Annotated in this window: 18 protein-coding genes; 13 read left to right on the top strand and 5 right to left on the bottom strand. The window is 59.8% G+C overall.

Annotated features, from left to right (window positions below):
* Together O3675_RS08565 and O3675_RS08560 are read right to left on the bottom strand one after the other, a co-directional pair.
* A partial coding sequence (locus O3675_RS08565) for a transposase (protein WP_371572037.1) occupies window positions 1-210 on the bottom strand: 210 nt, incomplete at its 3' end.
* Between the two features lie 292 nt (window positions 211-502).
* Window positions 503-3,547 carry a choice-of-anchor M domain-containing protein gene (locus O3675_RS08560; protein ID WP_371572035.1) on the bottom strand — a complete coding sequence of 1,015 codons (3,045 nt, stop codon included), beginning with the start codon at window positions 3,545-3,547 and terminating at the stop codon, window positions 503-505.
* Between the two features lie 274 nt (window positions 3,548-3,821).
* On the opposite strand from O3675_RS08560, the gene O3675_RS08555 reads away from it, so the two are divergent.
* From O3675_RS08555 to O3675_RS08530, 6 genes are all read left to right on the top strand, one after another.
* Window positions 3,822-6,155: a TIGR03773 family transporter-associated surface protein gene (locus O3675_RS08555; protein ID WP_371572033.1), complete on the top strand. Its 2,334-nt coding sequence runs from the start codon at window positions 3,822-3,824 to the stop codon at window positions 6,153-6,155.
* Entirely contained in the window at window positions 6,142-7,893 is a 1,752-nt protein-coding gene (locus O3675_RS08550; RefSeq protein ID WP_371572031.1) for an anchored repeat ABC transporter, substrate-binding protein, read from the top strand. Before O3675_RS08555 ends, O3675_RS08550 begins: the two co-directional genes overlap by 14 nt.
* A 93-nt stretch (window positions 7,894-7,986) precedes the next feature.
* Window positions 7,987-9,072, top strand: a complete 1,086-nt coding sequence (locus O3675_RS08545; RefSeq protein WP_371572029.1) for a TIGR03773 family transporter-associated surface protein — start codon at window positions 7,987-7,989, stop codon at window positions 9,070-9,072.
* A complete protein-coding gene (locus O3675_RS08540) occupies window positions 9,069-9,965 on the top strand; it encodes a metal ABC transporter ATP-binding protein (RefSeq protein ID WP_371572028.1) in 897 nt (298 codons plus the stop codon). The genes O3675_RS08545 and O3675_RS08540 overlap by 4 nt, the downstream gene beginning before the upstream one ends.
* Window positions 9,962-10,816 (top strand): anchored repeat-type ABC transporter permease subunit, encoded by an 855-nt coding sequence (locus O3675_RS08535; RefSeq protein ID WP_049350274.1) that lies wholly within the window; start codon window positions 9,962-9,964, stop codon window positions 10,814-10,816. The genes O3675_RS08540 and O3675_RS08535 overlap by 4 nt, the downstream gene beginning before the upstream one ends.
* Window positions 10,817-11,090: 274 nt before the next feature.
* On the top strand, window positions 11,091-12,161 hold the full coding sequence (locus tag O3675_RS08530; protein WP_371572026.1) for an alcohol dehydrogenase catalytic domain-containing protein: 1,071 nt from the start codon (window positions 11,091-11,093) through the stop codon (window positions 12,159-12,161).
* Between the two features lie 557 nt (window positions 12,162-12,718).
* Here the strand turns inward: O3675_RS08530 and O3675_RS08525 are convergent.
* Together O3675_RS08525 and O3675_RS08520 are read right to left on the bottom strand one after the other, a co-directional pair.
* Entirely contained in the window at window positions 12,719-14,068 is a 1,350-nt protein-coding gene (locus O3675_RS08525) for a CoA-disulfide reductase (RefSeq protein WP_371572024.1), read from the bottom strand.
* Window positions 14,069-14,277: 209 nt separating this feature from the next.
* Complete coding sequence (locus tag O3675_RS08520; RefSeq protein ID WP_070824784.1) at window positions 14,278-15,843, bottom strand: MFS transporter; 1,566 nt, start codon at window positions 15,841-15,843, stop codon at window positions 14,278-14,280.
* Window positions 15,844-16,040: 197 nt separating this feature from the next.
* Between O3675_RS08520 and O3675_RS08515 the strand changes: the two genes are divergently transcribed.
* From O3675_RS08515 to O3675_RS08495, 5 genes are all read left to right on the top strand, one after another.
* A complete protein-coding gene (locus tag O3675_RS08515) occupies window positions 16,041-16,619 on the top strand; it encodes a TetR/AcrR family transcriptional regulator (protein WP_294605273.1) in 579 nt (192 codons plus the stop codon).
* Between the two features lie 136 nt (window positions 16,620-16,755).
* Window positions 16,756-17,076 carry a putative quinol monooxygenase gene (locus O3675_RS08510; RefSeq protein ID WP_005507364.1) on the top strand — a complete coding sequence of 107 codons (321 nt, stop codon included), beginning with the start codon at window positions 16,756-16,758 and terminating at the stop codon, window positions 17,074-17,076.
* A gap of 261 nt (window positions 17,077-17,337) precedes the next feature.
* Window positions 17,338-18,150: an NUDIX domain-containing protein gene (locus O3675_RS08505; RefSeq protein ID WP_049341969.1), complete on the top strand. Its 813-nt coding sequence runs from the start codon at window positions 17,338-17,340 to the stop codon at window positions 18,148-18,150.
* A gap of 501 nt (window positions 18,151-18,651) precedes the next feature.
* Window positions 18,652-20,439, top strand: a complete 1,788-nt coding sequence (locus O3675_RS08500; protein WP_371572021.1) for an ATP-binding cassette domain-containing protein — start codon at window positions 18,652-18,654, stop codon at window positions 20,437-20,439.
* A 450-nt stretch (window positions 20,440-20,889) separates the two neighbouring features.
* Complete coding sequence (locus O3675_RS08495) at window positions 20,890-22,713, top strand: ATP-binding cassette domain-containing protein (protein ID WP_371572019.1); 1,824 nt, start codon at window positions 20,890-20,892, stop codon at window positions 22,711-22,713.
* Between the two features lie 354 nt (window positions 22,714-23,067).
* On the opposite strand, the gene O3675_RS08490 is transcribed toward O3675_RS08495, so the two are convergent.
* Complete coding sequence (locus tag O3675_RS08490; protein WP_005507370.1) at window positions 23,068-23,691, bottom strand: superoxide dismutase; 624 nt, start codon at window positions 23,689-23,691, stop codon at window positions 23,068-23,070.
* A gap of 1,466 nt (window positions 23,692-25,157) precedes the next feature.
* Between O3675_RS08490 and O3675_RS08485 the strand changes: the two genes are divergently transcribed.
* Together O3675_RS08485 and O3675_RS08480 are read left to right on the top strand one after the other, a co-directional pair.
* On the top strand, window positions 25,158-25,709 hold the full coding sequence (locus O3675_RS08485) for a MarR family winged helix-turn-helix transcriptional regulator (protein ID WP_371572016.1): 552 nt from the start codon (window positions 25,158-25,160) through the stop codon (window positions 25,707-25,709).
* Between the two features lie 537 nt (window positions 25,710-26,246).
* Window positions 26,247-26,771 carry a ferritin gene (locus O3675_RS08480; protein WP_005507373.1) on the top strand — a complete coding sequence of 175 codons (525 nt, stop codon included), beginning with the start codon at window positions 26,247-26,249 and terminating at the stop codon, window positions 26,769-26,771.
* Window positions 26,772-26,955: the final 184 nt, after the last annotated feature.

The following is a 26,955-nucleotide window of genomic DNA, read 5'->3' as shown; positions in this document are numbered from 1 at the left end:
CACACCTAATCCCTTCGGCCTGCCCTTAGGCTTAGGCTTAAGCGCCTGCGCGCCGCCCTCACGGTACAGCCTGCACCACTGCTTCAACGGTGTCGCACTCGCAATACCGAAACGAACCATCGCCTCAGGCTTACTCATCCCACCATCAACCACAGCCCTCGCTGCGGCAACCTTGGTCTCATAGTCGTATCTGGCCTGCTTTATTCCCATGGCAAGAAACCCGCTCCTCCCGATTACGCGGTACATTTTCTGCCACTCTCTCACAGTCGCGGCGGACACACCAAGCCTGCTGGCGGTCAAACGATAGCCACGTCCCTTCTCAAACATTTGCGCTGCCTGCTCCCGAAGCAAACGGTCATGCCTTAATCCCAGATGCACGGACATGAAAAGCCTCCTGTTTCTTGGACTTCATTTTTGGTGTCCAAGAAACGGGAGGCAGTTCAGAGTCATCCTCTCAGCCGCGGGGGCTTTATCGTATCAGCGTGTCCTCACGCGGCGAGCGCTAAGAAGCGCGGCGGCGAGAACGCAGCACCATCGCAGTGCCGGCACCGAGCACCAGTGCGCCGCCCACAGCCACAGACACCGCACCAAAACCAGTACGCGCCAGGCCGCCCTGCTGGGAGCTACCAGAAGAAGCAGACACACCGGACTGACCCAAAGAGCCGCCACCGGTACCGCCGCCGGAGATACCGCCCGGGTACACGCCGCCAGCAGAACCATCAGCAGAACCATCAGCAGAACCATCAGCAGAACCATCAGCAGAACCATCAGCCGAACCCTGCGCGTTCACGTCACCGGCAGCACCAGAAGTGCCAGCCTGACCGGACTGACCACCCTGCGCGGCACCAGACTGCGCGGAGCCGGGCTGGTTAGCACCAGCGGTACCGCCCGGGGTTGCCGAATCCACACGGCGCACACCACTAAAGTCGTCCTTAGCCGCATTCGGGTCCTTCGGCACGGCAGTCTCAAACGAGCACGCATCCGACGCCTTCTTACCCACAGCAACCGCAAGCTGCTGCACCGGGCTGTTCACCTCAGTACCATCAGCCAGAGTCGCAGAATAGTGCACGTCAAACATGTACTGGCCGGGCTCAGAGAACACCCAGTTCGCGTGTGCGTGCGTCGCGTAATCAATGTCGATCGTAGTCTTGCCGGTCGTCGAGTCCAGCAGCACATCCGCACCGTTCAGCGACTCAGTGAACATGCCGAAGCGCGCACCCTCAGGCATGACCTTCGGCACCACGTGCAGGCGCACGGGGCCGCGCAGCTGCGAGTAGTCAATGTCCTGCGTGTTGTAGCCGGGCCAGGGCAGGCCGCTCTGCTGGGTCTGCGGCAGGCCGTAGAAGGCGGTGCCGACCGGGCCCATGAAGTTCAGCTTCTCATCAGCCATACGTTCGGTGCGCACACGGCGAGCGTTCTCGCTGACAGTCCACACGACCGAATCGAGCGGGCGCACGGTCGAATCAGCGTCAATGATGCCGCTGTCGTCGCGCAGACCCACGGACAGCTGGCGGTCCTTCAGAGTTGCCTGGATGTCCAGGTGGCCGTGCGAAATCTTGGTGCGGCCGTCAATCTGGCCGGGCACGCACTGGTGACCCGGGGTTCCGGGGGTGGACGGCTGCGCAGACGGCGCCGGGCTAGTCGGAGCAGGTGCGCTCGGGGTCGGGTTCGCAGGCGCGGGGCTGGAGGGTGCCGGAGTGGAGGGCGCCGGAGCAGGCACGCTCGGTTCTGCGGAGGCGGTCGGCACCGCAGGCACGGTCGGAACCTCGGTGGGGGACACCGACGGAACGGTGCTGGGCTCAGCGGTCGGAGCCTCGGAAGGAGCCTCGCTCGGCTCAGCGCTAGGAGCTTCAGTCGGCGCGACGGTAGGCTCAGCGCTCGGCGACGGATCCACCGGAGCAGGCTTCGGCGCATCGCTAATGGGTGCGCTATCGGGAGCCAACGCACCGTGCGCAGTGTACTTGGTGCCCGGCTCGTAGTTCGCCGCAACCTCAGTGGTGGAAGCAGAAGCGTTCATATCCGGGTGGGTCAGCATCTTCACGCGCAGAGCCGTGCCCTTGTAGAACGACTCGTCACGGAAGGTAAAGCGCGCCACACCATCCTCAACGGAGCCTTCCAGGTCGAGGTACGGGTAGACCGGGTCATCCTGGGCGTAGAAGCCGCCGCGCATGAAGCCGCGCACCTTCGGGTCCTTGAAGCGGACCTCAACGGTGCTGAAGCCATTGCCGTTCGGGGTGACGGTCACGTCGTAGTCCATGCTGGTCGGCGTGTACTGCTGGGTGCTGAGTACGGTGTTCGCCTGATCCGGGATTTCTTCGGGCCAGGAGCCGTTACCGTCGTCGCTGTACACGCTCTCAGCCTTGCCGGGCTCGTAGGTGAGCTTGTGCGAGATCCAGCGGGACGCCTCCGCGCTGTTCGCGTCGGAGGTGTCGGGGGTGAAGACAGCCTGCAGCTGAGAACCCTCACTACCGAGCATTTCAGACCAGGTGGCGGTACCGTTCACGACCGGCAGGTCGGTCAGGAAGTAGCCGTTGTTGTACAGGGTCAGGGTGCCCTTGAGGTTCTTGTTCGCGGCGGTGAAGGTGATGTCACTGAGCTTGTCGTCGGCATCCTTGTTCTTAGCCGGGTCGGCATCCAGGCGGTGCGGTGCCACGGACAGCACGTACTTTGCGGCGTCCAGGTCACCGACGGGTGCCGCATTGTAGCGGTCAACCGTGGGCACGGCGGTGGGGGTGCCGTCACCGAGCACAGGCTGCATGCCGCCAACCTGCCAGACCAGCTTCGACGGCTTGGAGCTAATGATGCGGCCGTCAGTGGAGCGCGCCACGGTGCGGTAGGTGACCACGTAGCGGCCCGGGCGGGTGAAGGTCGTGGTGTTGTGGGTGTGGCTACCCTTGTCAAGCAGCCAGGAGTGCCAGCCGGTCGAGCTGCTGGAGAGCATGCGGTACACGTCAGCGGGGGCGTCGTCCGGGTTGTAGCGGAAGAGCTCCATGCGGCCGGGGCCCTCAACGGAGAGAATGTCGGTAGCGAACACGCCGTCACGGAAACGCTCAGTGGGCACCTTCGTGGATGCGCCCAGGCCAGCCCAGATGGGGTCCTGGTTGCCGTAGGTCAGGTGCGGTGCCATGTAGAGGGTCTGGCCGGGTTCGCCGAGGAACGCCAGGGAGGGCGAGTCGCCCAGGGTCATGGTGTACTGCGACTTGCCGTCCCTGGTGCTGTAGCCCTTGCCGACCCAGTTGACGGTCTTGTCCAGTTCGTAGGTGTCTGCGCCGGTCTTGTAGGGGTTCGCCTCGTTCATGAGGACGAAGGTGCCGTTCTGCTCGTCCCAGTATGCCTTGGGGGCGTCAACGTGGCCCTTGGTGGTGACGATTTTGCCGTCGTCGGGGCCTGCTGCGGCGGGCAGGGAGGGGGCAGCGCCGGCGAGCGCGAGCAGCGCTGCGGCGGAAAGGAATGCGGCTGCGCGGCGGAGGGCGGGCTTGCCGCCAGGGATGAAGAGTGCGGGGGTGTGTGTGGTGACCCGTCGTTGGGTCTGCTTCTGAGAGCTCATGACAACCTTTCTCATTTTTCTATTTCTTAGGGTAGCTCTTTTGCAAATAATTGTCATTTAGAACCTAACTGAGTATAGTGATTCTCAGAAACACGTGTGCGCCGAGGCGCGCCCAAAAACGCACACCACGTACATCCACAAAGAGAAAAACACGGCAGAGCGCACCCCGAACCCAAGAGGGAAACCGGCAACAGGCCGCCGGACCCAGCACCGGGCAAGCCCCGAAAGCACCGGGCAACGCGCCAGCCAACGAGCAGTCATCCAAGGAGCCACCATGCAAGGACGCACCAAACCCCTGAGCCTACTCAGCGCAACCACCCTCGGATGCACCCTCGCACTCGGGGCACCCCTCGCCCTCCCCCAGGTCGGCACCTTCACCGCCGCACAGGCACAGGAAAATCAGGCGCAGGAAAACCAGACCGGCGCCCAGGCAGGCACCGAGTCGCGCGGTTACGTCAACTACGAAGGTGACTACGTCATCGCGGGCGTACACACCGAAATGCTCAACGCATTCCTCGACGGCAACCAGTTCACCCTCGGCACCCTCGCAGACACCGCCCCCGGCCAGCAGGGACGATTCAACCCCGCCCGCACCGTCTTCCACCTGCCCGACGTCGAGGATGCACACACCAAGGTCGTAGCAGGCTACGACTATATTGCCCCCGAAGGCAAGGACATCTTCTACATTCCCTCCACCCGCACCCGCGGCCTGCTCTACCCCGGCCTCGGTGCGGAAGGAATCCGCCCCGGCGCACTCAAGGACAACACCATCAACCTTGAACTCGTGCGCAGCAGCGTACCCGAAGGCGGCCGCGCCGAGGTCTTCACCGAATCCGGCCGCGACAACCCGCGCGTCTTCAGCACCAACGACCAGCTCGCACCGCACACCATCACCTCTGGCGGCCACGAGCACCTCAGCTGGGCATTCACCCGCGCGGGCATCTACCAGCTGACGTTCCGCGCCACCGCAACCCTTGCCGACGGCACCCCGGTCAGCTCCGAGGCAACCTACACCATCGCCGTGGGCACTAACGCTGAGGACGGCTTCAAGCTCCTGAACGCGCAGAACGCCGCAAAGGAAGCAACCAAGGACGCCACGAGCGAGGCAACCACTACCCCCGAGGCAACCTCCACCGCCACCGAGAGCGCCACCAGCAGCCCCAGCGCATCTACCTCCGCGAGTGCTGAGGCGAGCGCTTCTGCTGAGGCGAGCGCATCCACCGGTATTCGCCGCGTGGATGGATCCGTGAACGGTCAGAACGCCGCGCAGGTGACCGACCCGAACGGCGCGAAGGCAGCAGCGAATGGTGAGCAGGCATCCCAGGGTGGATCCGGTGTAACCGCTATCAGCGGCACCGACAACACCAATAACGGCTCTGACAAGGGTGAAAACAAGGACGGCAACGCCACCAGCGCGAAGGGATCCAGTGTGAAGGGCTCCAATGCCCAGAACATCAGCGCGCCCAGCAATAGCGGTAACAGCGGCGGCATCCTCTCCTCCGGCCTGCCCGGCAGCCTGAACCAGCAGTGCATCGCCACCGAGGTTCCCGCCGAAGATGCCAAGGGCTCCAAGGACAGCAAGGACGCTCAGAAGGACAGCAAGCAGAGCAACCAGGCAGCCCAGGCACCGACCAGCATCCCCACCCTCGCCGTGGTCAACACCGCCGAGCACAGCGGCCGTGAAGAAGTTACCCACGGTCACTTCGACGTGGGCCCGATCCTCAACGGCGGCAACCTCACCAGCAGCGTGAAGGACGACCGCACCAGCCCCGCCCGCCACGTCTCCCCCGGCGCCCTCGAGTTCGTGCTCAATGACGCCGCGAAGATCAACCTGCCCGCAGGCATGGAGAACATCGCCCCGGCGGGCACCCCCGTGCACATGATTGGCGCAACCCAGCAGCAGGGCGTGCCCTGGCTCGGCTGGAGCACCCAGGACCCCGAACTGCTCAAGCAGCTCGACGGCCCCGTCACCATGAGCCTCAACGGTTTTGAGGGCCCCGGCACCATGTCCACCTTCCTCTCCGGCAACTTCGGTTCCGCCGGTCAGCAGGTCTTCGATTCGCGTAGCGGCGGCTCCTTCCAAGTGCCCGCAAACACCCACCAGCACAGCAACTGGGTGTTCACCGCCGAGGGTCGCTACACCGTAACCATCGGCTGGACTGCACGCCTGAAGAACGGTCAGCAGGTCAGCAGCGAATCGGTTCTGCACTTCACCGTCGGCAACCCCGATAACGCCCCGGCAAGCAACAACGCGCAGGGTGCGGCAGAAACCAAGCAGGACGGCGGCAACAACGGTGCTAACAACGGCGGCGAGAAGAGCACCGCAAAGAACCCCGTCAACGGCACCGTAGACGAAGCCACCGGCATCGTCACCAAGCCCGACGGATCCAAGGTGCGCATCGTCGGTAAGACCGCCTCCGGTGAGGATTGCGCCCTGACCAGTCAGGAACTCGCGAACGCCCAGAAGGCAGCCGCGGCGGGTAAGCTGCCGAACACCGGTGTGGTCATCGACCCGTTCATGGTCAGCACCTCCATTCTGGCGCTGGCACTCGGTGCCATGATTCTGCGTTCGGCACGCCGAAAGGGCCGCAGCGGTGACACCGCATAGCGGGCATACCGGCAACCACGCACACGCTTATAGTCGGCGAACCGCCCTCACCCTCGCCTCCCGTATTGCGGTGGGCGCGGGGGTGGGGGCTGGTGCCTTCGCACTGAGCGGATGCACCAGCACCGTGAACGCATCCTCCGACCGGATGCGCGTGGTCGCCACGACCCCGATTCTGGCGGACTTGGCGCAGCAGATTGCCGGGGAGCGCGCCAGCGTGCACTCCCTCGTGCCTGCCGGTGCTGACCCGCACTCGTATGAGCCGAGCCTGCGCGATATCCGCGATGTCGCCTACGCCCGCTGCGCCCTGACGAACGGCCTGCTGCTGGAGCAGCGTAAGCTCAGCAAAATGGTTGAGGCGAACCTGCCCGCAGGCGTTGTGTCCGTGGCGGTTGCGGAGAAGATTGAGCAGTACGGCGGCAAGCTGGAAGCCATTGTTGAGGATGCCTCCCTGGACTCCATCTGGCTGGGTTTGCGTGTTGAAGAGGGCGGGCAGAACGAATCTGCCCCCGCCGATTCTTCGGATGCAGGCATGCGCTTTGAGGTGCAGAGCGTGCGGGCGCGCACCTCTACCGATTCGTCGAATGCACAGTTGGCGGCGTTCATTACGCAGACCTTCGGGGCGGTGGAGATGCTGTGCGATTCGCATGCGCGCGGCGTGAACCTCACCCGTGAGGGGGACACCGCAATCCGCACCGGCGATATGGGTTCGCTGGAGCTTCCGTTGCAGGCGCATACGCACCTGTCGTGGGCATTTAGTGATGCCGGTGAGTACGCCATTGAGCTGAGTGCCACCGCGGTCAATGCGCCGGAGTCGGTGCGTTCTTCGCGCGGCACCCTGTACTGCGCGGTCGGTCGTGACCCGCAACAGCTGGTGGACCGCCTGGCGAAGGAACAGAACGTTTCTACCTCGGACATCAAGGTTCTTTCCGCAGGTCACGCCGATATTACGGCACGTACCGGCGACGGCAGGCTCGTACTTCGCGCGGATTCCTCCCAGGGCGCTGTAGAGTACGAGCTGAACCGCACCGTGGTCGCGGTCCCCTCCCGCACCCTGCAGGAGGTGCCCGCCGGCGGTAGCTACCGTTTCCTGCGTTCGGGTGCTTCGGAGCATCGCGGTCAGGTGTACCTGCTGGCGCAGGCCGTTCTGGGCAAGCACGTGCACGGCGAAATTGACCCGCACATTTGGCATTCGGTGCCGAACGCGAAGGCGAGCGTGCAGGTCATTCGTGACGCGCTCATCTCCGCCGACCCGGAAGGTGCGAGCGAGTACGCGACCCGCACCGAACAGGTCATGAAGGAGCTTGACGCCCTGGACGCTCAGCTGCGTCAGGTGTACGGAGGTCTGCCGGAGTCGGCACGCAACCTGGTCACCACGCACGACGGCTACCGCTACCTGGCGAGCACCTACGGGTTGCACATTGCCGGTTTTGTGAGTGCCAGTGCCAGCGGCGAGCCGAGCATTCAGCAGCGTCAGCGTCTGCGTCGCACGGTCGAGGATTTGAAGGTTCCAGCAATTTATCTGGACAAGTCCACGGCGATGCGTTCGCCAGTTCTCACGGAGCTGGCTCGGGAGGCTCAGGTACGTACCGGGGTGCTCTATTCGGACACCCTGGATGCGCAGGCTCCTCACTACGCGCAGATGATGCTGGCGAATGCTCACACGATTGCACTGTGCTCCGGGAATGGCTCCGGCGGCGATTCTTCGGGTGCTAGCTGCTCGGAGGCAAGCACCTCATAACCCGGTTTTAAGCTACCCACAAGCTTATATAGCCGTATCAACATATAGATAATCTTTCACACACCGTTTCGGTCATGATTCAAGGAAGTCCTCATGATGAACTCAACCACCCCCTCCCGTTCCTCACGTAGCCGCGCCCTGCCCGCCCTGGCTCTGGGTGCCAGCCTCATGCTCGCACCCCTGGGTGTGGCACACGCGGAGACCACCCCGGCAACCACCGAGAGCGCCTCGGCTCAGCCGAGCGACAGCAACCTCAGCCGCGGCGAGCGCGCCCTCACCCAGACCCTGTCTGCAGAGCAGCCGGTCGCATCCGGTCGCACCGAAATTTCCGCCGGCCACGTGGATATGGGTCCGCGTTTCAATAACGGCAAGTTTGAGCTCATGCTCCACGACGACCACGGCGAAACCCCCGTCTGGCGCAGCCTGGACGAGGTCATCTACCGCGGCAGCGATAAGGCAATCCTTGAGGTGCCGAACGACCCGCGCTACTCCTTCGTGGGTGCGCCCGCCGGCTCTAAGGTGTACGTGATTCCGCAGACCGAAACTAAGGGCGTAATCTGGCCGGGTTGGAATACTCAGGATCCGCAGCTGGTGTCCAAGCTGAACCGCGGCGTGAACCTGACCCTGGAGCAGGTGAGCGGCCCCGGCACGTTCAGCCTGTACCTGGAGAACGGCAACTTCTCGGCACCGCAGGTGCTGTGGTCCTCGACCAAGAGTGAGCCGCAGAAGCTGTGGGTGGAGAAGAACACTCACACCCACGCGAACTGGGTGTTCACCGCCCCCGGCGAGTACCTGCTGAAGGTCACCGCGAGCGCTGAGCTGTCTGACGGTTCGACTGTGTCTGATACCCGCTACCTGAAGTTTGCGGTGGGTGATTCTGCGAGCGCTGATGCCCTGTACGCGATGGAAGCGCAGGCTCGCGGTTCTGCATCCTCAGGTTCGGCTTCTGCTACTTCTCAGGCCGCCGGTACCCAGGCATCCGGTACTCAGGCGTCCGGTTCTTCTTCTGCCTCCGCAGCGAGCGACCAGAGCGGTTACAAGGCAGAGTCCACTATCCCCTGGGGTGCTATTGCCGCAGGCGTGGCAGCTGTGATTGCCGTGGGCGCGTTCCTTTCGTTCCGTCGCCGCTCCTCCGCGCAGCGTGAGGCGCTGGATGAAGTGCGCGGTGACCGTTCGTGAGCGCATCGGTAACAGCGGGTACTAAGTCATCGGTAAGCTCCGGGCCCGTCCTAGAGATTTCAAACCTGTACGCCGGCTACGCGCGCCGTTCCATCCTCAAGGATCTGTCCCTGACCCTGGAGCGCGGCGAGTTTGCGGGTCTGATTGGTGCTAATGGTGCCGGTAAGACCACGCTGCTGCGCACCATTTTGGGTCTGATTCGCCCGGCGTCCGGTCAGGTTCGGGTGCTGGGTGAGTCGCCGCGTGTGGCGCGTGCGCATATTGGTTATGTGCCGCAGAAGCACCAGTTCCAGTGGGATTTTCCACTGACCGTTAAGGACACGGTGATGACCGGTCGCGTGCGTGAGATTGGGTTCTTCCGCCGCCCGGCGAAGAAGGATTGGGTGCAGGTTTTTTCGGCGATGGAACGCACCGATGTCCTGCACCTGCAGGATGCTTCCATTGCGGAGCTTTCCGGTGGTCAGCGTCAGAGGGTTCTTTTGGCGCGCGCTTTGGCGGCGAACCCCTCCCTGCTACTGTTGGATGAGCCGTTTACGGGCGTGGACGCGCCGACTCAGACCACTCTGACTCGCCTGTACCGTGAGTTGGCGGGCGAGGGCATCACGATTCTGATGTCTACGCATGACATGCTGGCGGCGCGTGAGTCCTGTTCGCGTCTGTGCGGTGTGCGCGGCAATATTCACCTGGATGGTCCGGCGGACTCCTTTAGCCTGGAGCAGCTGCATACGTGGTTGCACGGTCACGATATTGAGGAGGCGCAGGGTCACGCCCGCACGGGCTTCACCTGTGCCGGTGGTGCGTTGGATGAGTACGGCCACGAGCTGCCTGATTCCTGCGCTTCTGACTCTTCTCTCTCCCCCGCCCATACTGTTTCTACCGGGGGTGCCCGTTGATTACTCCTATCGATTTTCTTGCCGACCTGTTCAACCCGTCTCTGGCGTTCCTTCCGCGCGCCCTGGCGGCGGTGCTGCTCGCGTCGGTGGTTACCGGTGTGGTGGGCTGCCACGTGCTGATGCGCGGCATGGTCTTCATTGGCGATGCGGTGGCACACTCGGTATTCCCGGGTCTTGCGGTGGCGTTCGTGCTGGGCGGCAACCTGGTCATGGGCGGTCTGACCGCGGGCGTGGTGACGGCTATTCTGGTGGCTATTTTTAGCCAGAATCAGCGGCTACGCGAGGATTCCGTGATCGGTATTTTCTTCGCGGCGTCCTTTGCGTTGGGTATTGTGATTATTTCGTTGGCGCCGGGCTATTCGGGGTCGGTGCAGGATTTCTTGTTCGGCTCGATTGTGGGTGTTTCGAATGAGGACATTACCCAGGCGGCGATTATGGGTGCCGTTATTCTGCTGGTGCTGTGGCTGTTCCACCGCCAGATTGTGACGGTCAGCCTGGACCGTGAGAGTGCCCGCGCGATGGGCCTGCCGGTGCTTGCCCTGGATATTGTGCTGTACGTTCTGGTAACCATTTCTGTGGTGCTGGGTCTGCAGACGCTCGGTAATGTGCTGGTGTTGGCGCTTCTGGTGATTCCGGCGTCGGCAGCCCGCCTGGCGTGCCGCCGTCTGGGGTCGATGATGGTGTTCTCGCCGGTGTTTGGCGGTATCTGTTCGATTGTTGGCCTGTACCTGTCGTGGGCGTTTAACCTGCCGACCGGTGGCACGATTGTGCTGTCGATGGTGGCGGCTTTTGTGCTGGTGTGGGCGGTGACGGCGGTTCGTTCGCGAGCACGTGCGCAGCTGAAGAGTTAAACCCAGCTGAACCCAACTTTTCTACATACAACGCACGAGGCGCATCCCTATTTTCAGGGGTGCGCCTCGTGCGTTATTTACAGGTATTAAATACCCAAACTGAATCATGTTTATGTTTAAAGAACTAAAAGATACACTCCGCGTAATAAAAGCGCTTAATTCAACACGTCGGGTTTAATGAAAATACAACCTATCAAATATTCCTTATAGGTTGATACATGTAGTGATAAAGCAGTCACTGCACCCTCATCAGAACTTCAACGGAGGAGGCACCATGAAGGCATATGTGTACCACGGTCCCGATCAGAAGGGCGCCTGGGAGGAAGTCCCGAACCCCACCATTCTTGAGCCCACGGACGTTATCGCCCGTGTCGACACCACCACCATTTGCGGTACTGACCTGCACATCCTGAAGGGTGACTGCCCCGAGGTGGACCACGGACGCATCCTCGGCCATGAGGCTGTCGGCACCATCACCGAGGTTGGCTCCGCGGTGACTGATCTGAAGGTCGGCGACCGCATTATCATTCCCGCCGTGACCAGCTGTGGTAAGTGCTCCTACTGTAAGGCGAACCAGCCTTCGCACTGCCAGACCGTTGGTGGTGTCGGCTGGATTTTCGGTTACATGATTGACGGCACCCAGGCTGAGTACGTGCGCGTTCCCTACGCAGAGACTTCGGTTCACCTGGTTCCAGAGGGCCTGTCCGATGAGGACGTCCTCTTCCTCACCGACGCACTGCCCACCGGCTTCGAGATCGGTATTCTGAACGGTCACACCAAGCCCGGCGACACCGTCGCTGTGGTGGGTGCAGGCCCCGTGGGTCTGGGCGCTATCATGACCGCTAACCTCTGCGGTGCTGGCCGCGTCATTACTGTCGACTTTGACGACAACCGCATGAACAAGGCGCTGGAGCTGGGCGCAACCGATAAGGTCAATGCGGGCGACCCGGACTTCATCGAGAAGATTAAGGCTCTCTCCCCCGACGGCCTGGGCGTGGACGTGGCAATTGAGGCTGTGGGCGTTCCGCAGACCTTCGAGACCTGCACCAAGATTGTTCGCCCCTACGGCAACATCGCGAACGCCGGCGTGCATGGCAAGCCCGTTGAGCTGCCGCTGAACACCATGTGGATTTCTAACGTGAGCATCAACATGGGCCTGGTCAACTGCAACACCGTCGGTAACCTGCTGAACATGGTCCGCTCGGGTCGTCTGAACGCTAAGGCAATGGCAACCCACCGCTTCACCTTCGACCAGTTCGAGGAAGCCTACGACCTGTTCTCCCACGCTGCTGAGCACAACGTGGTGAAGGTTGTTATCTCCCGTAACCCCGAGGCTGCGGCATAGACTGCGGTAGGCTCATATACCGCTCATACTGAAACCCCGAACGTTTGTGAGGGATTTCGGTGGGATGTATTCAATACACTGCGAACATCCCCACGATTCGCCTCCGGGTGGGAGAGGGTAGGTCCCACCCGGAGCGCGAATCGCCCTCCCCTACCCCGAGATGTAGTTATTTTCTGAAGAGACAAGATTGTCTGAAGATACAGGATTTTCTGAAGATTCAAGAGATACGCCAGCTCGGGGTTTTCTGTTCCCTCAACCCATTCTTTGGGCAACCCGTTCTTTGGTGGGTTGAGGGGCGGTTCCTCAAGCATGATGCACCCTCCACCGGGCGCTCTGCCGACCCGCCCTTGCGGGTTCTTCTGCCAGGCAACCTCTACTGGTGGAGGGGCGCATCATTTGGCTCTTCTTGGTCGGGCGGTACCTCCGATTCTGCTCTTCCTTGAAGGGAAAGGAAAAGGGTCGCACGCTTACGATTCAATGGCGATTCGTAGGCTGCGACCCTTTTCTCATGCCCGGATTTTGGTGCTCCGGAGATTTTCTGCGCTCCGGGCGGCTATTTAGTTTTTGGGCTTCTCACCGTCAGCCTTCTCGCCGATAGCGGCGTTCTGCGTGATGGGGTTGAACACCTCCGTGGGATCATCCTCTCCGAATGCGGCAGATACCCCAGATACGGCAGAGGGTTCGGTGGCGCTTCCGGTGACGGGCTCGGTGGGTGCATCAGCTAGATCCCCGGCAAGCACGTCAGTAGGATTATCGGCAGGAGCCTCGACGGACACCTCCGCGACGATGGGCTCATCCGAGGCGGACTCCGCAGAGGCGGGCGCCTCCGGAGCCTTCTGCGCATCCTCCTGCTTATCCTGAGCCAGAGTCTCTACAGGCTGCTCAGAAACACCCTGCTCAGTAGCTACCGGCTCACCGTGCGCGGATTCCTTCTTCGCATCCTTGTGCGCGTCCTTATGTTCGAGCCTGTAGATGATGCGCGGTTCCAGGCGCTCAAAACCAATCTTGGAGCGCACCCAGTTCACGAAGCGGTCGATACGGTCCTCACCCTCGGTGGTTTCCGCAACCCGGTAGTTGCGCGGCAGCATCACGCTGTCGCTGAGCACGCGCGGGTACTCATCAATCTCCTGAATACCCGCCATGTACATGTTCTCGCGGAACTGGTGAGCGAACTCCTGCTGACCGAGGAACAGCTGGTCGGCGTAGGTTTTAGCCGCCAGGCGCTCGCTGTAGGCGTCCTTGGAGTCGCGAGCGCCCTTCTTGGAGCCGTAAATATCCCAGAAGTAAAAGTACACATTGTTCGCGATAATGGCGGAGATAATGCGGTTCTGCAGGTACACGAGGGCACCGACGGCGACCGCACCAACAATCAGGAGCACCACGGCGAGCGGGGAGAGTGCAAAGTCAGACAGATTGCCGCGGTGGTTCGTGAACAGGCCAATCAGGTAGGCGATGGTGACCACGATGATGGGCACGCCGATGAAAATCACGGCCAGCGGAACCCAAATGTACAGCAGGGCACGTAGAATCAGGCGGTAGTAGCTAATCGAGTCGCCAATGGGGATGGGCGTAGGCTTCACGGAAGAGTGCGCACGCTTCATGAGCAGGCTGAAGATACGGTTGCTGTCGATGCCAACTTTACGCAGCTTCGATTCGAGGGACGCACGCTTGAGGAAGACCCGGTAGTTTTCGAGGACGACGCGCTGGTCGGAGGTGAGCTTTTCGGGGTCGGGTAGGGCGTTGAGGTCCAAGCCGGCTTCGGTGAGGAGCTTGCTCCACAGTTCCAGTCGCGCCAGTTCGGAGGGTTTTGCCGCCGCCTGCGCCTGGTAGTTCTTGTAGGAGATGAAGATGGTGCTGGCACCAATCAGCAGTGTAATGAAGGGTGCAATCCAGTCTTTGAGTCCCATGGTGGCGTTCCTCCTTGAGTGTGTGGAGCCGTTGGTTCCTCTGTCTTTTTCGGGCGACTTTTTCGGGCGTGAGCCTACTGTTTTTACCGTACCACCGGCACCTGTGCTGAACCTTTAAATGCGCAGGTGGGTGCGTAAAAATAGCCCCGCCTCCCGGCGCTCAAGAGCAACGGGAGACGGAGCTTATCTATGAGGTTTAGTGCGCTGTATTAGTGTTCTGCGGGCTTCATTTCGCGCGGTGCCTTACGAATCATGAGGTAGCTGATGACAGCCATAACACCCATGAGCACGGCACTGAATGCGGAGCTCAGCACCACGCCCGAGTCGAAGGCAGCGAATGCGGAGGAGAGCAGCTGGTTCGCCTGCTCGCCACCTACATGGCTGGCGACGGACACGGCACCGCCGAGGGTTTCGTGGGCGTGGTCGGCGAGAGTCTCATCCAGGCCGTCGGGTACAACCACATTTGCGCGGTAGACGGCGGTGAGCATGCCACCAATGATGACGGTGCCGAGCACCGTACCTGTCTCGTAGGAGGTCTCCGAGATCGCGGATGCCGCACCAGCCTTACGCGGCGGCACGCTGGAGAGCATCAGGTCGTTCGAAATGGTCTGCGCAATACCGATGCCGGTACCGAGCACGATGAAGATCAGGATAATCACCAAGTCGTTGTGCGCACCCAGGAAGGCGAGCACCGCGAACGCGGCAGCGTGGAGCGCCAGACCGAAAGACACCACCTGCGCCGGGTGGAAGTGCACCGCCACGCGCGCAATCACCAGACCGGCGATAATGATCGCCAGGGTACCGGGAATCAGCAGCATACCGGCGTACATGGGCGGCAGACCGGAGACCAACTGCAGGTGCTGGGAGGCGAAGTAGATGAAGCCAACGTCCACCATCATGGAGATGAGGTTTGCGGTAATCGCGCCGGTGAACACGGTGTTGCGGAAGAGGCGCACATCCAGCATGGGCTGAATATCGTTCTTCTCGCGGTTGAGCTGACGCAGCACAAACAGAACGATGAAGCACAGGCCAGCCAGGATGGTGCTAATAGCCACTGCATCGAAACCGGTTTCGGAGGTGTGAGTCAGGCCGAAGGTAATGCCGGTCATGCCGGTCATAATCAGCAGGATGCTCAGCGGATCCACCGGGCTGGGATTCGGATCCTTAGACTCGGGCACCATGATCGGGGCAAGAATCAGCAGAGGAATCAGAATCGGCACAGCAAGCAGGAACACCGAACCCCAGTCGAAGTGCTCCAGCAGGAAGCCACCCACGATCGGGCCCAGCGCCGCACCGGCGGAGAAGCCCGAAGCCCACACGGCAATAGCGATGCGGCGCTCGGTCGCATCCACAAAGATATTGCGGATAATCGACAGGGTCGCCGGCATGAGCATCGCACCGAAAATACCGAGCAGGGCACGGGCAATCACGAGCATCAGTGCGGAGGGTGCGAACGCCGCGAGCGCAGAAATCGCAGCGAAGCCGGTCGAACCGATGAGCAGCAGCTTACGGCGGCCGATGCGGTCACCGATAGCGCCCATGGGCACGAGCAGGGCGGAGAGCACCAGCGAGTAGGCATCAACGATCCACAGCTGCTCCGCGGAGGAGGGGCTCAGCGCCTTAGCGATTGCGGGCACCGCGAAGGCGAGCACCGTGTTGTCGATGGAGACCAGGAGCACCGGGAGCATGAGCACGCCGAGTGCCGCCCAGCGCTTGGTCTTCTGGTCGGGGGCGTGAATGGGCAGAGCCGTGGTGTGCGGATTGTGATTCGTCATGGGTTGTTTTCCTGCGTCTATGGGATTTCGGCTGATGCGGCGGACGCGGCGGCATCGGCCCGGCCTATCTTTTGGACTAGGGCTTTTAGTGAGGTTTCGGGGCTTACCCGGAGGTTTTAGGGTGCCGGGCGGGTCCACAAACGAAGATTAACTATACCAACTGGACGGTATAGTTTCAAGCGGTTAGACTGGTACCCATGACCACACCCAACCACCGCAAACAGCGCGCCAACAACTCCCGCGAACACATCCTCGACACCTACGTCGACCTGCTGATTCGCTCGGGAGAACGCGCCGCAACCCTCGACGCCGTCGCCACCGCCGCCAAGGTATCCAAGGGCGGGCTACTCTACCACTTCTCATCCAAGAAGGCGCTCCTTGAGGCGCTCGCAGAACGCACCCTCACCCTGGCTGAAGAGGACTTCGCGGCGATGAAGCAGGCACCCGAGGGGGCAAGCGCCTACTACATCAATTCCTCCACGCCGGATAACACCCCGTTCGACCGTGCCCTCATTGCCCTCAGCCGCCTGGCGCAGAACAATAATGAGCTCGCCCAGCAGACCATGAGCCGCGTACAGGATGGCTGGCATGCGCTCGTCCTCGCTGAGCTGGGTGATGAACAGATCGCCCGCACCGTGCTGCTTCTGGGTGATGGCATGTACTACAACGCGGCATTCGGAGGCGACTCCGCCAGCCCGCAGAGGGCCGCAGCCATCGCGGCAGACCGAGCGGCACTCGAACGCGCCCTGCAGGTACTCAAGGCGGCGGCTCGTTAAACCACAAAAGCCACTCGACACAGCGGTTAAAGCCACAAGCTAAAACCGCTACCTCAAACCCTATTCTTCAGCGCCGGCGAGCACCCGGGGCTTAAACTGGAAGGGTACGTATCTACTCTTCAACCAAGGAGTTCCGATGATTTTCATTGCCGTAAAGTTCCCCGTCAAGCCCGAATACGCCGACCAGTGGATTGAGAAGACCCGCGCTTTCACCGAGGCAACCCGCGCCGAGGAAGGCAACAAGTTCTTCGAGTGGTCCCGCAGCATCGAGGACCCGAACGAGTTCGTTCTGCTCGAGGCTTTCAACGACGACGCAGCTGGCCCGCACGTGAACTCTGACCACTTCCAGCAGGCTCTGAAGGACATGCGCCCCATGCTGACCGCAACCCCGAAGATTGTTTCTCGCCTGGTTGACGGCGAGGGCTGGGACGCTATGGGCGAGCTGCAGATCGACTAGTCTGCACCCCTACTCTGCACCTAAAACTGCATAGTTAGACGTTGCATAAGTAGACACCAAAGCGCCTCTCCTGTCTGTCCTATTGGACAGACAGGAGAGGCGCTTTGGTGTGTCCGGTACCTGAACTTTTCCCCTTGACACGACGCGGATGGTACCGGTTTTCGACTCAGCGGGTGCCTTGCGTGCATTTTTACCCTATTAACCCCTTAAAATGGGTAGGGTATGCACACCTATCGATACCCATTCGCACAGGAGGTCTGAATGAGCATCGCATCCCAGCCTCTTCCCGGCGCAGTCGCCGTTGAAGAGCACAACGACGTGGACCACACCTCTGTATCCCTCGCCGTCTCGACCGTTATTCTGGCACTGCGCCCCAAGGAAAACGAAACCCACCCGACCCTGTGGCTGCCGCTGGTTCGCCGCCTCCGCGAGCCTTATAAGGGCCAGTGGGCGCTTCCTGGCGGTCCGCTTAACCCGAATCTTTCCCTCGAAGAGGCAGCCGCTTCGACCCTGAAGCGCGCAACCAACCTGCAGCCCGGCTACCTGGAGCAGCTCTACGCATTCGGTGACGTTCTGCGCACCCCCGAGGCGCGTGCCGCCCGCGTTGTGGGCGAGCCCGACCCGGCACCCGGTACTGATCACGAGCGCGTGGTTTCCGTGGTGTACTGGGCGTCGATTCCCGCCACCGAGGTCGCGAACACTCGCGTGCACGAGAACATCCGCTGGTTCCCGGTGGATGAGTTGCCCGAGCTCGCCTTCGACCACAACGAAATCATTGAGTACGCGCTCTACCGCCTGCAGAACAAGGTGGAGTACTCGCGTATTGCGCACTCTTTCTTGGGTGAAGAGTTCACCCTGGCGCAGCTGCGTGAGGTGTACGAGGCGATTCTGGGTCGCACCCTGGATCCGGCGAACTTCCGACGCCAGATTGCGGCGTCGAAGTCGATTATTGACACCGGCCGCCGCGTGGAGGGCACCCGTCACCGCCCGCCGCGCCTGTACCGTTACAACGACGCTCAGGCGTACGCGGATGCGGGCCCGCTGGGCATGTACCGTGAACGCCACGAGGCGTAATAGCGTTTATTCTCGGACATTAGCCGCGTTGTATGCGCGCAGATTTAATGCCTAAAAGGAGGGGTGGCACCGATTGGTGTCGCCCCTCCTTTTGTGTTCTCTAGTACTCTCCAGTGCTCTCTAGGGGGTATCGGTACTTGTCAGAAGGTTTTGCGGGAGGGTGTTTGACTCAGCACCCGCACGCTCCCTATGCTGGAGCCATCAGCTCTCTATCCGTATTACCCCACCGTGGGGGTAACCTAAGGGGCTGAACGCAATGTTTGACCGAAGCCGCCCAAGGCGCGACCGGGGCGGTATTCGGAATCTAGGAGGCATCAAAGAAATGACCCACCAAGCATAAGCCCGGATCCAACAACACCAGGTCAATGCGCTTTTATGCGTCCACCCCACTACCCGGGCTTACGTGTACCTACAGACCGCGCTCGGGTTTTTTCATATTCTCATGCCTAACGTGCACTACGATGGCGGGAATCCGAGCACCCATTCGAAGGAACTCGGCCCATGTCACGTCACATTACACTCGACCATATTTCGTACGCACACCCGAGCCAGCCTCCGCTTTTTGCGGACCTTTCCGCGGTATTTTCTGCGCCACTCACTGGACTTATCGGCGATAACGGCGCCGGAAAAACCACCCTCTTCAGACTTATTCTTGGCGACATAAACCCTAGTCAAGGCATAATCAGCACCCCACCGCACATAGCGTACCTACCGCAAGATTTAGGATTGAGTGGGCATCAGCATCTTGCCGATATTTTTGGAATTACAAAAATACTGCAGGCGCTTGATGCGCTGGAATCGGGCGAATATTCCCCCAGCCTTTACGACACCATAGGCGACGCCTGGGATATTGAAGAACGCACCCTCGTAGCCCTTGCCGAACATGGTTTTGGTCCTGCCCTCACTACGACCGATACACAGGCCCGTCGCAACCTTCTGATGCGTCCCCTTAGCACCTTTTCAGGTGGTCAGACAGTCACAGCCGCACTCACCGCGCTTCTGTATTCAGACCCAGAGTTCATCCTGCTCGACGAACCGACGAACAACCTGGACTCCGCGGCGAAAGCCCAGCTCTTCACGACACTGGAGGCGCTGCCCTGCCCGGCACTCATCATTAGCCACGACCGCGATCTGCTGGAGCGCATGCACGTGATTGCGGAGCTTCACGCCGATCGTCAGGGGCTGGCTCATCTGCGCCTCTTCGAGGGTAACTACAGCACATACCGGCAGGCGCTGGAGACCGAGCAGCAGGCGGCTCAGCGTCGCGTGACCGAGGCAAAGAATGAGGCGCGTAAGGCTGAGCGTGAGCGCGCCGAGAACCAGATTAAGCTCGATCGCAACACCCGCCGAGGCCGCGAATTTGAACGGTCAAAGCGGAAACCTGGCATGGCTATGGGCCTGGATAAGAACAGTTCAGAGCGCTCTGCCGGGAAACTTCACACAGCCCACGAAAGCATGGTGGCGGATGCGCGGGCGGCAGTTGGAGAAGCCCAAGAGAACCTGCGCATGCAGGAGCGTATCTATCTGGAACTTGTTCAGGATGCGCTCCCATTGGGGCGGAAAGTACTGGAATTACATCGGGTGAAGAACGACTCTTGCGCATCTACACCACAGAGCACCGACCTTAAGAATGCGTACACCCAAAACACCGTTTCACGTGAAACACAACCATATAAAGTTGATTATCTGCTTCAAATCCAAGATTTTCCCGAGGTTCTTATCCTGACCGGACCCGAACACCTGCACATCACGGGAGCAAACGGCAGTGGCAAGACTGTGCTTCTCAATGCGATAGCGCACGCGAATGACCCTGATTACCGTTCCCCAGTGCCGCCTGCATACCAAGTGCTCTACCGCCTGGACAACACCGCATACCTGCCGCAGCGCATCATCCTCGACCCGGAGCTCACCCTCCTTGAAACCGTACAGAGGGCGAATCCCGGTGCGAGCGAACAGCATCTGCGTGACCAGCTGGCGCGCCTGCTCTTCCGTCGCGAAAGCGTACATCAGCGCATTGGGGATTTATCCGGAGGTGAGCGCTTCCGTGCCGCGGTGGCGCAGGTACTTCTGGCCAACCCGGTGCCGCAGCTACTCATATTGGATGAGCCGACGAATAACCTCGATATTTCCTCGGTGGATTGGCTGGTGCAGGCACTCGAAGCCTATACCGGCGCGCTCATCGTGGTGAGCCATGATGAGGATTTCTGCCGCCGTATCCGCATTGACCGCACACTCAACCTTTCAACAAAAACTCTCGGGAAGGAACCATTCGGGGAATCAGCATGCTGAATCTTCTCCACATGGGGGGGTGTTTGACTCAGCACCCACACAGTTTCTATGCTTGAGCCATCAGCTCTCTTCCCGCTCCCGTTACCGAGGTAGCCTGGAGCTGAATGTATCGTTTGACCGAAGCCACCCAAGGCGCGACCGGGGTGCCCTTCGGAATCTAGGAGGCATCAAAGAAATGACCCACCGAGCATAAGCCCGGACTCAGAAGAATTTTTTGCGCGCTCACGCAGCAGCTCTACGGACACGTTTCCTACGTGTTCCAATCAGCGCGCACACACCCGGGCACAGGTACATCCACCGTTACGCTCGGGTTTTTTCGCGCCCTTTTTGGGGCGATCCTCTTACCGCCACGCGCTCAGCATAGGCACCTCCAAATCGCCGGCACACTGCTGCAACGCACCACCGTCGGAGTTTGAGAGCACCCGAGCATCCATACCTCAAGGAGCTCGTATGACACACGTACTTCAGCCGCAGGCGACCTTTCCCCGTTCCGCTTCTTCCCGCGATGCCCGCTCGCACGCCACTTCCCACGCGGCGGCGCACGTTAGTATCGCCCATCTACACTTTGCGCACCCGAGCCAACCTCTACTGTTTGTGGACCTTTCGGCGGTATTTTCGGCACCTCTGACCGGGCTCATTGGCGATAATGGTTGCGGAAAAACAACCCTCATGAGGTTGATTTTGGGCGATTTGACCCCGAGTTCCGGTTCTTTGGCGGCGCCGGCACGCATGGCGTATCTACCTCAGGATTTGGGTCTGGACCGGGAGCAGACCCTCGCCGAGCTCTGCGGAATCGCCGAGATTCTGCGGGCGCTACAGGCGGTAGAATCCGGCGAATACTCCCCCGAACTCTACGAGACCATCGGGGACAGCTGGGACGTTGAGGAGCGCACCCTCGCGGCTCTTGCGACCTACGGTTTCACCCCGGCGACCGTGGTTGATCGCGACAACTCGGAGGCGGTTCGGGCGCTCTTTGCCCGCAACATGAGCAGCTTCTCCGGTGGCGAGGCGGTCATTGCCGCGCTTGCCTCGCTGATGATTTCTGACCCCGAGTTCATCCTGCTCGATGAGCCGACAAACAACCTGGACTCCTCAGCGAAGGCTCAGCTCTTCGCCGCGTTGGAGGCACTGCCCTGCCCGGCGCTCATTATCAGCCACGACCGCGACCTACTGGAGCGCATGCACATGATTGCGGAGCTTCACGCCGACCGTCAGGGACTGGCGCATCTGCGTCTCTTTGAAGGTAACTACAGTACCTACCGGCAGGCGCTGGACACCGAGCAGCAGGCGGCTCAGCGTCGCGTGACCGAGGCGAAGAACCGGGTGCGTTCGGCGCATCGCGAGTGGGTGCAGGCGCAGGAGATTATCTCGAAGAACATGGCGCAGGTGTGGAAGGACGACCAGCCGGATACGATTCTTGCCCTCACCAAGGACGCCTCACGTCAGGCGGCGGCAAAGCTTCGAGTTCTGCGCATCGGCAAGCAGGAACAGGCCCGGGAGGCATACCAGAACGCCCAGGATGAGGTGCGCGTGCAGGAGAAGATCTACGCCGAACTGAGCCAGCAGCCCCTACCCGCGGGGCGCAAGGTACTGGAGCTGCACAGGGTTGATTCTCACCGTGTTGATTTTCGGGTTTCACGTGAAACATTTGCCATTCAGCAACCCACTAAGGTTGATTCTCTGCATTTTTCACCTGCCGAGGCTGATAGCGAGAGCAATCAGGGAACCCCGGCGGAACGCCCAGAACACCTGATTCTCAGCGGCCCCGAGCACCTGCGCATCACCGGCGCGAATGGCAGCGGCAAGACCACCCTCCTCGAGGCCATCGCCCATGCCAAAGACCCGGAGTACCGCTCCCCCGTGCAGCCCACCTACCGCGTCGGCTATTGCATCGAGGGGGCCTACATTCCCCAGCGCATTAGCCTTGACCCGGAGCTCACTCTTCTGCAGTGCGTGCAGCGGGCTAACCCCGGCGTGAGCGAACAGCATCTGCGTGACCAGCTGGCGCGCCTGCTCTTCCGTCGCGAGAGCGTGCACCACAAGACCGGTGAGCTCTCCGGTGGTGAGCGCTTCCGTGCCGCGGTGGCACAGGTGCTTCTGGCCAACCCGGTGCCGCAGCTACTCATATTGGATGAGCCGACGAATAACCTCGATATTTCCTCGGTGGATTGGCTGGTGCAGGCACTCGAAGCCTATACCGGCGCGCTCATCGTGGTGAGCCATGATGAGGATTTCTGCCGCCGCATCCGCATTGACCGCACGCTGGCGCTCTAGGGTTCCGCTGTACATCTAAGACAGGAAATAGTATCCAGAGCGCCATCTAGGACAAAGTTACATGGCACTCGTGTATGTACTCCTGCGTGAACTTTACATTTGAGCGACAAAATCTGCTGGAAAGTTACATTTTGTCACTCAAAACCTGATTGAGAGTTACATATTTGCCACTCAAAACCACCAGATTTACAAATTTCACATTCCAGTTGTTACATCAGCACGCTTAAAACTACGGGTGCATCCCGATTAGGCCGTTAAACGAACGGGTGCCCGGCACCTCCGAATATGGAGGCGCCGGGCACCCGTTTCAGTTACCTCACCGCGGCCACTTCACCGCGCTGACGAAAACCTAGATTAGAGGACCAGGCCCTTGGTCTGGGACACTGCGCGCTCGAAGCGAGCCTGAACGTCAGCCCAGTTCACAATGTTCCAGAATGCCTTGACGTACTCGCCCTTGACGTTCTGGTAGTCCAGGTAGAATGCGTGCTCCCACATGTCCAGCTGCAGAACGGGAATCAGTGCAACGGAGATGTTGCCCTGCTGGTCGTAAAGCTGCTCGATGATGAGGCGCTTGCCAACGGTGTCCCATGCGAGGATTGCCCAGCCGGAGCCCTGAATGGTCAGTGCAACGTTGGTGAAGTGCTCACGGAACTTGTCGAAGGAGCCGAAGAACTCGTCGATTGCCGCTGCCAGCTCGCCGGTGGGCTTGTCGCCACCCTCGGGGGACAGGTTGTTCCAGAAGATGGAGTGGTTGGTGTGGCCACCCAGGTTGAACGCCAGGTCCTTGGAGAGCTTGGAGACGTTGCCGTATGCACCGTTCTCGCGTGCCTCTTCGAGCTGCTCGAGAGCTGCGTTAGCGCCTGCAACGTATGCTGCGTGGTGCTTGTCGTGGTGCAGCTCCATGATCTTTGCGGAGATGTGGGGCTCGAGCGCCGCGTAGTCGTAGGGGAGCTCGGGGAGGGTGTACTTTTCAGCCATGATGATGCCTTTCATTAGAAAACTTGGCTTGTATTAAAGATTACCAGCGTAGCGTTTACTTTACTTTTCATGAGTTGGGGAGCGTCACATTTATGTAAGACCTCGCTCGAGCCTGTGGATTTTAGGCAAAGACTTTTCCCCACATCTGTGGATAACCCTGTGCATCAACAGGATTTTCAGGGTCGATACCCTATTCTGCCTTGAAATACCGGGGTATACACTCATGTGAATAACAGTGCTGTAAGTTCTCCACACTGTGGATAACTGCTGTGGATAACATCCTATTTTGGGGATGCGCGGGGGATAAACTGCAGAATTTTCGCCCCCATTCGGGGTGTTTTTCCTTCTACTAGCCAAAATATTGAGTGCCAACAGGGCTGCCGAGCGATCTTACGCGCCTCCTGACGCCGGAGGCGGTGGATTAAGTGCACAGGGTTATCCACAGCTGTGGAAATTTTCGGGTTCCGCGGTTTTAAAGGTGAAAAGGTCTTCTGTTTAAGAACTTACCCTCGCTTTTAACGGCTCCAAAAGCCTGTAATTACAAGAATTTTTTGACCGGGCCCCTCTTGGTATCTCGCATTACCATCATCGCCAGCTTCACCAAATCACATGCGTGTAAGTTCTCCACACTGTGGATAACCATTGTGGATAACCCCTGTGGGTAACATTCCTGGCGCGATACGGCACAGTAACACCACAACTGCAAGGGGTGCAGTGCAGGCGTGCAGACCCCTCGACTCATGCTCCTCCCCTAGTTCGCAGGGGTGCTCTTGCTAATCCCTATGAGGGCAAAGAAAAAGAGCACCCGATCATTGGATGCTCTTAGAGTGAGTTGATAGAGATTTCAGTTAAAAAGATACGGTACGGAATGCAGCCCAACCACGAACTGCATCCGCACCGCACATCCGTCGGTAGAAATACGAGTTACTCGTACACCGACGACAATCACCGATAAATAGAGAGTCGAACCTATCGAAGCGAGCTTCCGGTCTCGCCTCGGAGGCTTCCTTCGACCCCGTTATGTAATTAGTGTACACGGTTTCATTACGGTTGCAAAGCCAAAACCGAGATTTTTTTAAAATTTTTGTTATCGTTTCGTTATTTTTCACCCTTGGCAAGCTCTTTACACTCCTTAGAATTTTCACTGACCCCCCTAAAAACCTTGATATTCCGCGGAATTTGGCTCAATTCGTGAGTATGCTTCTTGGTACGTTCTCATCTATACTTGTACCGGAAATCTTTTTAAATATGTCGTGCATCACTTGTCTACCCAAGGTTTTTATAGTCACTGCGTGCAAAAAGATGACCCTAGCACCCTCCAAAAAATTAGCACCAAAGTGTCAAGCATTACTTGACCGTACCAATTTAGGGTTACCGGGCAAGACCTTTCGCTACAATGGGTGCCAGCACACCACACCTCCCCTTAATAAGGGAGCTCCATATCCGATAAAAGAGGAACCAATCCCGTGTCCACACCAACCACGTCTGCGCAGCGGTCTGACAATACCGCACACAGCGAATCCATCCAGTGGCTCTCCCCGCAAGAGCGAGAAGGCTGGCTCTTTATCAGCTCCATTATCTTCAGCCTCACCCGCAAACTGGAAAACCAGCTGCAGAGCGAAGCTGGCATTAGCTTTGTCGAATACATGGTGCTCGCAATGCTCTCCGAGTCCAAGGATCATTCCCTCACCATGACCGAGCTGGCAGTTACTACCAACACCCTCCCGGCACGCCTCTCCCGCGTTGTGGCACGCCTGGAGAAGGACGGCTACGTCCGCCGCTCCCTCAGCGCGGAAGACCGCCGCGTCAGTATCTGCCACTTGCTCCCCGCAGGCGAGCAGAAGGTGCAGGAGGTCGCACCCGGCCACGTGAGCGAAGTACGCCGCCAGATTTTCGACCACCTGACCACCGAACAGGTTGAGCATCTCGCAGAAATCGGCGAGGCAGTCCTCGGCAACACCCCCTCAAACGTCATCTCGATTGATGCACTGCAGCGTGGGGACTACCCCACACAATAACCTCCTCCGCCCTCGGGTAAGATTCGCCCCGGGCGAGAGTTGAGAGAATCAGAGATAAGGCACATTCCCCACTGGGAACGTGCCTTATCTCTTTAACAGATTTCTTAAATAGGCTCTTGTAGCCGCGAGCGCTGCGGTACGCACGAACCTTAAAGCCGCCTAAAGTTGCCCCGAGCATCGATACATTCGAAGAATTTTAAAAAATTTTTGCGGCATCACGTACCGCTATGAAACGTCGGATGACCGGCTGTCGGGCGCAGGGGCATCATGCGTATACGCGGGATGTTGGGGTATCTAATACCGCTTTAAACCGCGAAATCTCAAGGAAACGCACCCAATACCACATAACCCAAAGAAAGCATTCAGGGCATCCGCACTAAGGGTTGTGGTGACAATATGTCAGGGGTACCTTATCTGATTCACCGATTAGCCTTTTCTCTCTGTACATGACGCACCCCACCCCTTACGATAAATATCAACAGGTTGCACCGCGCCATCCCGGCACCCAAAAGCAACCACCATATAAGGAGAAACCATATGTCTAAGTCTTTCTACGACCTTCTGAACGAGCAGATCGGCCACGAGTTCGCAGCATCTCACCAGTACCTGTCCATGGCTATCTGGCTCGACGGTGAGGACCTGCCCCAGCTGGCTAAGTTCTTCTACCAGCAGTCCCTCGAAGAGCGCGAGCACGCACTCATGATGGTTCAGTACAAGCTGGACCGCGGCCACAAGGTCGAGATCCCCGCTGTTCCCGCTGTGAAGAACGACTTCGCGAACGTTCAGGAAATCGTTGACATGTCCCTGGCACAGGAGAAGGTTGTCACCGGTCAGATCGAGGCTCTGTTCTCCGCAGCACGCGCTGAGAACTACGCACTGGGCGAGCAGTTCATCCTCTGGTTCCTGAAGGAACAGGTTGAGGAAGTTGCAACCATGGAGACCCTGGTGACCATCGTGAAGCGCGCAAACGGCAACCTCTTCGACCTGGAGAACTACGTTGCACGCGAGCTGGCACACGACCACGGCCAGGAGTCCGGCGCACCCGCTATCGCAGGCGCATAATCTCGCATTCGCACGACTAGAGCGCTAGTCGAACACGCAGAATAGCTGCAGAAATACTAAACGTTCCGCTCTCACCGCACCACGCGGCGAGGGCGGAACGTTTATGCATATACGACAAAAAAAGCACACCGCGGTGCATCGTCCAGGAGCTAAAAGCCGCCAGCGGGTACTCGAATGCTCATAC

Source organism: Rothia sp. 27098_8_27 (assembly GCF_041432805.1).
Classification (GTDB): Bacteria; Actinomycetota; Actinomycetes; order Actinomycetales; family Micrococcaceae; genus Rothia; species Rothia mucilaginosa.
This window is presented reverse-complemented; position numbering and strand designations above follow the sequence as displayed.

Coding starts and splice junctions, on each gene's coding strand:
- O3675_RS08480 (WP_005507373.1), top strand. CDS start 26,247: ATGTCTAAGTCTTTCTACGACCTTCTGAACGAGCAGATCGGCCACGAG.
- O3675_RS08495 (WP_371572019.1), top strand. CDS start 20,890: ATGACACACGTACTTCAGCCGCAGGCGACCTTTCCCCGTTCCGCTTCT.
- O3675_RS08490 (WP_005507370.1), bottom strand. CDS start 23,691: ATGGCTGAAAAGTACACCCTCCCCGAGCTCCCCTACGACTACGCGGCG.
- O3675_RS08525 (WP_371572024.1), bottom strand. CDS start 14,068: ATGGGACTCAAAGACTGGATTGCACCCTTCATTACACTGCTGATTGGT.
- O3675_RS08500 (WP_371572021.1), top strand. CDS start 18,652: ATGTCACGTCACATTACACTCGACCATATTTCGTACGCACACCCGAGC.
- O3675_RS08510 (WP_005507364.1), top strand. CDS start 16,756: ATGATTTTCATTGCCGTAAAGTTCCCCGTCAAGCCCGAATACGCCGAC.
- O3675_RS08520 (WP_070824784.1), bottom strand. CDS start 15,843: ATGACGAATCACAATCCGCACACCACGGCTCTGCCCATTCACGCCCCC.
- O3675_RS08505 (WP_049341969.1), top strand. CDS start 17,338: ATGAGCATCGCATCCCAGCCTCTTCCCGGCGCAGTCGCCGTTGAAGAG.
- O3675_RS08530 (WP_371572026.1), top strand. CDS start 11,091: ATGAAGGCATATGTGTACCACGGTCCCGATCAGAAGGGCGCCTGGGAG.
- O3675_RS08545 (WP_371572029.1), top strand. CDS start 7,987: ATGATGAACTCAACCACCCCCTCCCGTTCCTCACGTAGCCGCGCCCTG.
- O3675_RS08560 (WP_371572035.1), bottom strand. CDS start 3,547: ATGAGCTCTCAGAAGCAGACCCAACGACGGGTCACCACACACACCCCC.
- O3675_RS08555 (WP_371572033.1), top strand. CDS start 3,822: ATGCAAGGACGCACCAAACCCCTGAGCCTACTCAGCGCAACCACCCTC.
- O3675_RS08515 (WP_294605273.1), top strand. CDS start 16,041: ATGACCACACCCAACCACCGCAAACAGCGCGCCAACAACTCCCGCGAA.